Origin of the sequence: Archangium sp. (genome assembly GCF_036388035.1) — a bacterium.
Taxonomy (GTDB): domain Bacteria; phylum Myxococcota; class Myxococcia; order Myxococcales; family Myxococcaceae; genus Archangium.
This window is the reverse complement of the sequence record NZ_DASVSO010001004.1, coordinates 1-9,306: the sequence shown is the minus strand read 5'-3', so window position 1 is coordinate 9,306 and position 9,306 is coordinate 1. Positions and strand designations below refer to the sequence as shown.

Sequence of the window (9,306 nt, the reverse complement as noted above, 5' to 3'; positions counted from 1 at the left end):
GAGCGGGCCCGCGTGGTGCGCCGGCTGAATCAGGCCGGAGTGCCCGTCATCGCGTGGCTCCTGCTACCCCGGGCGGAGGGCTACTGGTTCAACCTGGACAACGCCCCCCAGGCCGCCGCCCGCTACGAGGCCGTGCGCGCCTGGACGGCCGAGCACGCGCTGCGCTGGGACGGCGTGGGCCTCGACATCGAGCCGGACATCCACGACCTGCAGCGCCTGCTGAAGAGCCGCTGGCGCCTGCTGCCCGCGCTCCTGCCCCGGCTCGCGCGGGGTGCTCGGCTGCGCGAGGCCCGAGCCGCGTACGGCACCCTGGTGGACCGCATCCGCGCGGACGGCCACCGGGTGGACAGCTACCAGCTCCCCTTCATCGTGGACGAGCGCCGGGCGGGCTCCACCCTGCTGCAGCGCCTGCTGGGGGTGCTGGACCTGCCCGTCGACCGCGAGGTGCTGATGCTCTACTCCAGCTTCGTGCGTCCCCACGGCCCGGGAGTGCTGTGCAGCTACGGGCCGCGGGCGCGCTCCGTGGGCGTGGGCGTCACCGGGGGCGGGGTGGACGTACCGGACCTCCTCGCGGTGCCACCGCTGGACTGGGAGGAGCTGGCCCGGGACCTGCGGCTGACGCGGCGGTGGACGGACGACGTCCACGTCTTCAGCCTGGAGGGCTGTGTGCGCCAGGGCTTCCTCACCCGGCTCCGGGACTTGGACTGGAGCGGGCCGGAGGACACGGCTCCAGCCTCGTCCCGGCGCCTGGGCTGGCTGCGCCGGGCGACGGGAGGGGTGCTCCGGGTCGGCTCCTGGCTGATGCGGTGAGGGGGGCCTGCTCAGGTTCTCGGGACGGGGACGGAGCGTGGCAGCCACACCCTGAACGTGGTCCCTTCCGCCTCGGTGGAGCGCACCTCGACACGGCCCCCGTGCGCGCGGGCTATCTGATGGACGATGAAGAGGCCCAGCCCCAGGCCGGACGTGGGGTGTCCTTCGTCCGTGGCCCGCCGGAAGGGCTCGAAGATGCGCGGGAGCAGCTCCGCCGGGATGGGCGGGCCCCCGTTGTGGACCTCCATGCACACGGTGTCCCCCTCGTCGCGCAGCACGAAGTTCACGGGGCTGTCCTCGGGGCTGTAGTCCAGTGCGTTCTTGCCGAGGTTGCCGAGGAGCTGGGCGAGCCTGTCGGGGTCCCACTCGCCCTGGAAGTCTCCTTTCGTGCTCAACCGGAACTTCCGCTGGGGGTTTCCGGCCTCGAGCTCCTCCAGCACCTGCCGGCAGATGGAGCGGAGATGGGCCGGGCGGGGGCTGATGGGAATGCCGCCGCCCAACCGCCCGCGCGTGAAGTCGAGCAGGTCGGCGATCATCCGCCCCATGCGCTCGGCGCTGGTGGCGATACGGCGCACGGTCTTCAAGTGCTGCGGGACCACACCATCCGAACGCATCAGCACGTTGACGGACAGGAGGATGGCGTTGAGGGGGTTGCGCAGGTCATGGGAGACGATGCCGAGGAAGCGCTCGCGAAACTCCGCCGCCTGCCTCAGCTCCGCCTCCGCGCGCCTGCGCTCGGTGATGTCCAGGACCGTTCCCAGGAAGCGGATGGGAGCCCCCGAGGCATCGCGGTGAACCCGGCCCTGCGAGTACACCCACCGCTCCTTCGGGTTCTCGGAGGAGAGGGTGCGGAACTCCATGGCGAATGCACCCGTGCCGCCGGGCGCTATTGCCTCCTGGACGCGTCGATCCGTGTGTGAGCGCTCCTCGGGATGCACGCGCGAGAGGAAGGTGGGGTAATCGACAGGAGCGTCCGCCGACAGCCCGAAGAGGGCGCGCATGCGCTCGTCCCACACCAGCGCGCCCGTCGTGAGATCCATGTCCCACGTCCCCAGCTCCATGGCCTCCATCGCCAGCCGGAGTCGCTCCTCGGTGACGCGCACCTTCTCGGCGGCGAGCGCCTCCATCCGCCGGCGCGTCCGCACCAACTCCGTCACGTCCGAGGCGATGACGATGACGGCCTCCACCTGACCCTGGGCGTCACGCAGGGGCTCGTAGACGAAGTTGAGGTACACCTCCTCGAGAGTTCCGCCTTCCAGGCGCGCCAGCCTCACGGGCAGCTCCGTGCCGACGTAGGGCACCCCGGTGGCGAGCACCCCATCCAGAAGCTCCTTGAAGCCCTGGTCCGCCGCCTCGGGCAGGGCGTCGAACAGGGGCTTGCCCAGCACCTGCTCGGGGCGGCGGCCCCAGATGCGGCACACCAGGGGATTGGCCAGCTCGATGACGTAGCGGGGCCCCCGGAAGATGGCGATGGCGGTGGGAGCCTGCATGAACAACGAATGGAGCCATTCCCGCTGGCGCTCGGCTTCCGCGCGGGCCTGGGAGGCCTGGGCCAGGGACTCGTCGCGCACGCGCACCGCCTCCCGCAGCTCGCGGTTGGCTGCTAGGAGTTCCTGGCTCCCCCGGAAGATTTCCATTTCCATCTCCGTGGTGCGGGTCTGGAGGGCCGCCGTGCGTTCCCGCTCTTCCTCGCCACGCAGGGACAGGCGCACGAAGTCCGTCACGTCCTCCACCCGGTGGATGAGGTAGAGCACCTCGCCGTCGGGGGAGAGGGCGGGGGTGTTGATGGGACTCCAGTACCGCTCCTCGAAACCGCCCCCTTCGCCCTCGGGACGCCGGATGTCGTACTTCTGCACGGCCATGGTGTCCGGCGCGCGAGTGGCCAGAGCCCGCTCCAGGGAGATGCGCAGGTTGCGCGTGCCACTGGCGTTCGGGTCCTCCGGGTTGTCGGGGAACACCTCGAAGAGGCTGCGACCGAGGAGGCGCTCGCGAGTCGTCAAGGTGGCACGCAGGTAGGCGTCGCTCACCGCCACGATGGTGAAGTCCGCGTCCGGGGCGAGGACGAGGTGGGCGCCCGGGCTCTTCTCGAAGAGTTGCTGGAAGTCAGGAGGGGGCGGCAGGGGCATGGCGAGCACGTCGCTCTGAGCAATGAACCACAGTGGGTCTGCCCGCGGCCTCTGGCAACCAGCCCGGAGCCAGACATGTCAAGGAGGCTCGGAGTCGACGACAGGCAATGTACCCCCCATACCCACACCACTGACAGACGTCTCTGAGCGAGGCCGGTTGGAGTCGATTCCAGTACGTCGCAACGCCTATGCTCTCGCTCTGTCCATGCGTCACCTCGGGCCGACCCACCCTGACACGTCGGCCCCGTCTGCCAAGGACATGGGGCTCCAATGATCTGCCTGGCCTGTGCCGAGCTCCGCGCCGCGGACCCGGGTGCCCATTGCCCGAGCTGCGGCGAGCCGCTCCTCCCCGCCACGGCGGAGTCCCTCGACACGCTCGTGCAGGAGAAGCTGCGGCGACGCATCTCCGACTGGCAGGCCACGCGGCTGCTCGATGCCCCCACCGCGTCCCGGCTCACCGAGTCCCTCCTCCCCAGCGCAGCACCCGCCGCGGCCGTCGCGGTGTCGCTGCTCGAGAGCGCGAGCGCCCTGGAGCAGAAGGCGGATGCGCTCGCCGGGAAGCTGGAGCAGGTGGAGGACTGGCGCCCCGACTGGGGCAAGGCGTTCTTCCAGGCGCTGGAGAACGCGGCGCGCAAGGAGCGCGAGGCCCGGCACGAGGAGCGCGACGAGGGAGACGAAATCGGCCTCGCGGCGGACTCGGGCCAGGCGCTCTTCCACCGCACGGATGCGAGCGTGCTGGGCGGAGGGCTGGAGGCCGTGGCGGCGCTCGATGACGCCACGGAGGGAGCGCGCGGCGAGAGTCCCAAGCTGCACGAGTACGTCTGGTGGTTCCTCGGCGCGGTGCTGGTGCTCGGCGGCTCCCTCATGGGCGTGCGAGAGGCGTGGCGGGCGCTCGGCGGCGTTCCGCGACAGTTGCTCGTCACCGGTGCCCTCTTCGCCTACCACGCGGCCTTCATCGGGCTGGGGACGTTCCTCGCGCGGCGCTCGACCTCGGCGGGACGGGTGCTCGCGGCCATTGGCCTCGCGCTGCTGCCCGTCGTCTTCGTCGCGCTGTCCGCCCTGGTGGGGCTGAACTCCGCCCTGGGAGTGCCCGTGGCGGCCGGGGTCGCCGGCCTGGGCCTGCTCACCCTGAGGCCCGCGGGACGCTTGCTGCACGGGGCCTCCACGGTGTCGCTCGGGGTGGCGCTGCTGCCCTCGCTCCTGGCCGGACTGCCGCTGATGGCGCTGGGGGAGGACCCCTGGTCGCGCACCCTCTGCGCCTTCGCGGGTGTGGCGGCGCTCGGTGCCTCGGCGTGGCGGGTGGGGCAGGAAGGCGCGAGCCGGGCCGGGCTCGCCGTCCTGACCACGAGCCTCTATGGGGCGGTCGCCCTCGCCGTGTTCTCGGTGGCCAGCGCGCCAGCGGGCTTCGAGGCCCTCTCACCGGGCAGTCCGCTCTTCGCGGGGATGACGCTCTGGGCGGTGGCGCTCGCCACGGTGGTGGCGGGCGTGGCCGCGCGAGACTCGGCACGCGAGGCCCATCCCCAGGCGGCGCCCGTGGTGGAGACGCTCGCGCACGCGGTGGTGGCCTGCGGAGCGCTCGCCAGTACCCTCTCGGCCTTCTCCCTGCCGCCCGGAGTGACGCCATGGGTGGATCTCACCTCGGCGCTCACGCCGGTGGCGGCGGCGCTGGCCTTCTTCGCGCTCCAGCCCCGGCGCCGGGTGCTGCTCCACCCGGCCGTGCTCGCCCTGACGCTCGCGGGCGTGCTGCTGGCCCGTCTGGGAATGCTGGACGAGCCTCGCTGGTGGATGGTGGGCGTCGCCTCCGTGGGAGCGGGCCTGCTGCTCGTGGCCCGTTGGAGCGGGAACGACTTCGTCCGCGTCTGGCTGCTCACGTGGGGCGTGGGGCTCTCGCTGGCCTCGCTGGCGCTGTCCTCTCGCGGCTTCAATGACTGGGGCCCGGACACGGGATGGCCCGAGGTCGCCGCGGGCACGGTGGTGGCCGTGGCCGCGCACCTCGTGGGCGGCTACCGCTGGCGGGGTCTGCACTACCTGGGAGGCCTCGCGGTCTTCGTCGGCGTGCTCGGGGGCGTCTTCGCCACGGGCATGAGCGCGCCGACCTGGACGAGCGTGGCCATGCTCACGCTGGTGGCGGTCCTCTATGGCCTGAGCGGGCTCCTCCAGGAAGCGTGGATGCGCCGCGCGGGGAAGGCGAACGAGCTCCTCCCCCTGGATGACCTCTCGCTGGCCATGGCGGCGCTGGGCGTGTTGCGCGCCCACGGCGTGTTGAACCCCGGCATCCCAGGGGAGTCCCTCCTGCCACTCCCGCTCTTCACGGAGGGGTTCCTCGCGAATTTCGGAATCGCCCACGTGCCGCTCGTCCTCGCCGCGGGGTTCCTGCTGCTGCGCGCGAGGAGGGACCGCAGCCGGCTCGTCAGCACCTGGGCCGCCTGGGGCCTCGCGCTCCCTGTCGTGCAGTTCTGCTTCGTGGCCCCCAGCGTCATGGAGAGCCCCGGCTCCCGCGCCGTGCTCCTCGCGACCCTGGTGCTCGGCTTCTCCGCCATCGCGATGCTGCGTGGACGTGGGGCCGCGGAGGCCGCTCCCGACGGGCAAGGCCGGAAGCTGTTCGATGTGGTCCGGTTGCCGTTCCCCGAGGGGGGCCGCCCGCTCTACACCGACGGCTTCGCCACCGTGGCCCTCGGGGTGGCCGTGTACGCCACCCTGTCCCTCCTCCCCGTGTCCGGGGTGACAGGCCCGACGGAGCTCGAACGTCCCCGGATCGTCCTCGCGGGTGCGCTGCTCACGGGCGGTGCGCTCCTCGCCTTCCTGTCGCGGGGTTTCGTCGCGTGGCGCCTGCGCGGTGCGGTGGGGACGCTCGCCGTCGGGGGGCTCCTCATCGCCCTCACCGCGGTGCTCAACCGTCTGGGACGTCCGCTCCCGCCCGACGTGGTCGCCCTGCGCCTCCCGTTCATCGGTCTCGGGCTCTGGCTGCTGGCGCTCGCCACGCGGCGCTTCGGGCCGTGGCTCGCGCGGCTCCTGGAGAACGAGCGCCAGGGCCGCCTGTACCATCTCGTCCCGCACGCGGGCGTGGCCGCGCTAGGCGTGGTGCTCGCGGTGGATGTCTGGCTCTTCGGCAGGCCGGTGCTGTCCCGCGCGCTGACGGTGGTGCCGCCACTCATGCCGCTGGGCGCCGCGCTCCTGGCGTTGCTGCTCGCCTTCTCCTTCCGGGCCCCGAGCCTCGCCCGCCGGGGGCTGCTCCTGGGGCTGCCGGGGGCCGCGCTGTGGGCCGTCCATCGCACCGTGCTCGGCCATGCGCTGGTGTCGATGGCGCCCCCGAATGGACAGTGGGTGCGCGCCGAGACACAGGAGGTCGCTCGGGACCTGGGCTGGCTCGCGCGCGGGGCCTGGCTCTCCGCCGGAGAGACAATCCCCGACCTCTGGTACCGGGCTTTCATGGGCATCGCCGCCGCGGGGCTCGTGTATGCCGGCGCGGGGCTGGTGCTGACCCAACTGGGGACACGGCTCGCCTTCGTGCGCGCCTTCCTGTCCTCCGAGTCCGACACCTTCGGCCAGGAGCTCACGCGAGCGCTGCACCACTGGGCGGGTATCGCCGCGGGGCTCGTCTTCATGGCGGCGTTCTTCCAACCCGGGCTGGAGGCGGCCGGGCTCACCTTCGTGTCCGGGCTGCTGCTCCTCGCGAGCCGGGCGCGGGTGCATGGCCGGCTGGTGCCGGGCATGGGTGTCCTCCTGGTCATCCACGCCCTGGCGCACCGCGAGCCCACCTTCGGCGCCTGGCCGGGGCCGGTGCTCGCCCTCGTGGGGCTGGGGCTGGTGGCGCTGAGCCCCTGGGTGGCCCGCTGGCGGGGGCTCGACGCGGGCGCGGTCCGGGCCCAGGCCCAGTTGGGTGCGCTGTTCTACGCCCTGGTCGCGGTGCTGTACGCCCTGGCCAGCGGAGGCACACCGGACTTGCTGACGGCGGTCCCGGTGCTGCTGTTCAGGGCCATGGAGGGCCTCGACGGGTTCTGGATGCGGTCCATCGCCCTGCCGGCGACCTCGGCCCTCGTGGCCACCACGCTGTTCCTCGGCGCGTCCCAGTGGAAGGGCGCGCTGTCGAAGCTGGGGGCCGGGTGGGCCTCGACGGTGGCGGGCTTCGCCGCCGTGACCGGGCTCGCGGTGTGGCTCATGGCGAGTACGGTGGGCGGCGAGGGCACGCCGGGCTACGACACCCTCCTCTCGCTCCACGGCGCGGCGCTGGCGCTCTGCACGGCGGGAGTGGCGGCGCTGGCGCACGTCGCCAGCCGGCAGCTGCGGCACGGGCGCGAGGATCTCGCCCGGGGCCTCGGATGGGGCCGGGACCTGTGGCTCATCACGACGGGTGGCCTGCTGGCGCTGGTGGCGACGCTCCTGGAGGCGCCGGATGAGCGGGCACTCCCACTGGCGAGCGCGGCCATCGGGCTGGCGGTGGCGGTGTCGCTCCACTGCGCGTGGCGGGAGCGCACGGGCCGGCATGTGTACTTCGTGCAGGTGGCGGTGGTGGGCGTGTACGCGCTCGTGCGAGCCCTGTACGCCCGGGGCCTGCGCCCCGAGGACGATGCCCTCTTCGCGCTGGCGCTCGGCTTCGCGCTGGTGGGCGTGACGGTGCTGGCGCGCCGGGCGGGCATTCCCCCGGTGGAGCAGGCGACGCGCCGGTTCGCGGCGCTGCTGCCGGTGGGCATGGCCCTGGTGCTCCCCAGCGAGGCCACGGGCGAGGCGGCGCTGCTCGCGGGCGGCTCGGGCCTCCTGTACGCGGCGCTGGGCGCGGTGGATCGCAGCCGGTGGTTCGGCTCGCTGGCGGCCACCGCCTGCAACGTGGCGCTCCTCCTCGGCGCGCTCTCCATGGACATGGAGGGCCTCGAAATCTACCTGGCGCCGCTCGGCCTGCTGCTGCTGATGCTGGGCCAGCTCTTCACGAGCAGCCTGCCCCAGGCGGCGAGGAACGCGGTGCGCATCGTGGGCGGCCTGCTGCTGTACGTGCCCGCGGCGGCGAAGCTGACGCTCCAGATTGGACTGGCGGAGGATGGGACGTATGCCTTCGTCTTCGGCGCGGCCTGCCTGCTGGGCGTGGCAACTGGCATGGCCCTGCAAATCCGCGCCTACCTGGCGCTGGGGACGCTGTTCCTCACGCTGGACGTGGCCGCCACCCTCGTCCATGCCGGCCTGAGGGACCACCGCATCGGCTTCCTGGTGATGACGCTCACCGGCCTCACCATCGTGGGTGGACGGGTGCTGGCCACGCTGCGGCGCCAGGAACTGGAGCTGCTGACGCGGCGCGTGCGGGTGGCGCTCCGCGGGTGGGACTGAGCCCTCGGGCCCTCAGCTCGGCATGATGCGGGCCAGCACGGCGGCCACCACGCGATCGCACCGGGGAGCCTGGAAGGAGAACACCTCCTCGAGCTGGCCTCCCAGCCGGGCATCCAGCTCCTCGCGCACCAGCGCCCGGGCCCGGTGCAGCCGGGTCTTCACCACGTCCTCGCTGACGGACAGCACCTCGGCGGTCTCCGTCGTCGACAGGCCGTCCACCTCCCGGAGCACGAGCACCGTCCGGTAGAGGGCGGGCAGCGCGTCGATGGCGGCCTCCAGGAACCGGACCAGCTCGCGGTCAGCGGCCCGCCGCTCGGGATCAGGCGTGTCTCGCTCCACCCGTTTCATGTCTCGCTCCACTCCTTCGTCGGCGCCCCCGTCGAGGGCGACCAGCCGGCGCTGCTTGCGCAGGCGCAGCAGCGCCTCGTTCACCGCGATGCGGATGAGCCACGTCGAGAACCTCGCACTGCCCTGGAACTGGTGCAGGTGCGTGAAGGCGAGGACGTAGGCCTGCTGCATCACGTCCTCGACCTCGTCCTCGTCCGACAGCACCGCGCGCACGGCCCGGTACACGCGGGTGTTGTTCCGGCGCATCAACACCTCGAACAGCGCCGTGTCGCCCCCGCGCACGCGGTGGGCGAGCTCCTCGTCCGAGGGCGAGCCCATGCCCGCCAGCCCGGTCTCTCCTGCCCTCATCGTCTCCATACCCATGAGATGATTCGGGCTGGGAAAAGGTGACAGCCCCTCGCCGTGTCACCTCGGGTGCCCTTCGCGACTCTCATTTCACAGCAGCACCCGTGCTGCTCACCGAATGGAGAGGTCATCGAAATGGACAGCCGTCTGAATCAGTCGTGGTGGGCCCTGAAGCTCGCGTATGGCGTGGTGCCGATCGTCGCGGGGCTCGACAAGTTCTTCAACCTGCTGACGAACTGGGAGCAGTACCTCAGCCCGCTCGTCGCCCGGGTCATCCCCGCCAGCACCTTCATGCACGCGGTCGGCATCATCGAGATCGCCGCGGGCCTGCTGGTGTTGTCGAAGCTGACGCGCCTGGGCG

The 9,306-nt window shown here is 72.3% G+C and carries 5 protein-coding genes; 3 read left to right on the top strand and 2 right to left on the bottom strand.

Translation table 11 applies throughout. From position 1 onward, the window contains the following. Positions 1-810: hypothetical protein (locus tag VF697_RS41480; protein WP_331104028.1), on the top strand; the 810-nt coding region annotated here is incomplete at its 5' end. Between the two features lie 11 nt (positions 811-821). Here VF697_RS41480 and VF697_RS41475 read toward each other — a convergent pair. Beyond that, positions 822-2,936 (bottom strand): PAS domain-containing sensor histidine kinase, encoded by a 2,115-nt coding sequence (locus VF697_RS41475; protein WP_331104026.1) that lies wholly within the window; start codon positions 2,934-2,936, stop codon positions 822-824. A gap of 270 nt (positions 2,937-3,206) precedes the next feature. Between VF697_RS41475 and VF697_RS41470 the strand changes: the two genes are divergently transcribed. Continuing rightward, positions 3,207-8,252 (top strand): hypothetical protein, encoded by a 5,046-nt coding sequence (locus VF697_RS41470; protein ID WP_331104024.1) that lies wholly within the window; start codon positions 3,207-3,209, stop codon positions 8,250-8,252. 12 nt (positions 8,253-8,264) lie between these two features. Here the strand turns inward: VF697_RS41470 and VF697_RS41465 are convergent, their stop codons facing one another. Then, complete coding sequence (locus VF697_RS41465; RefSeq protein ID WP_331104022.1) at positions 8,265-8,948, bottom strand: RNA polymerase sigma factor; 684 nt, start codon at positions 8,946-8,948, stop codon at positions 8,265-8,267. Between the two features lie 132 nt (positions 8,949-9,080). Here VF697_RS41465 and VF697_RS41460 point away from each other — a divergent pair. Further along, positions 9,081-9,306, top strand: a 226-nt coding sequence (locus VF697_RS41460; RefSeq protein WP_331104020.1) for a DoxX family membrane protein, incomplete at its 3' end; no start/stop codon positions are given.

Coding starts and splice junctions, on each gene's coding strand:
- VF697_RS41475 (WP_331104026.1), bottom strand. CDS start 2,936: ATGCCCCTGCCGCCCCCTCCTGACTTCCAGCAACTCTTCGAGAAGAGC.
- VF697_RS41465 (WP_331104022.1), bottom strand. CDS start 8,948: ATGAGGGCAGGAGAGACCGGGCTGGCGGGCATGGGCTCGCCCTCGGAC.
- VF697_RS41470 (WP_331104024.1), top strand. CDS start 3,207: ATGATCTGCCTGGCCTGTGCCGAGCTCCGCGCCGCGGACCCGGGTGCC.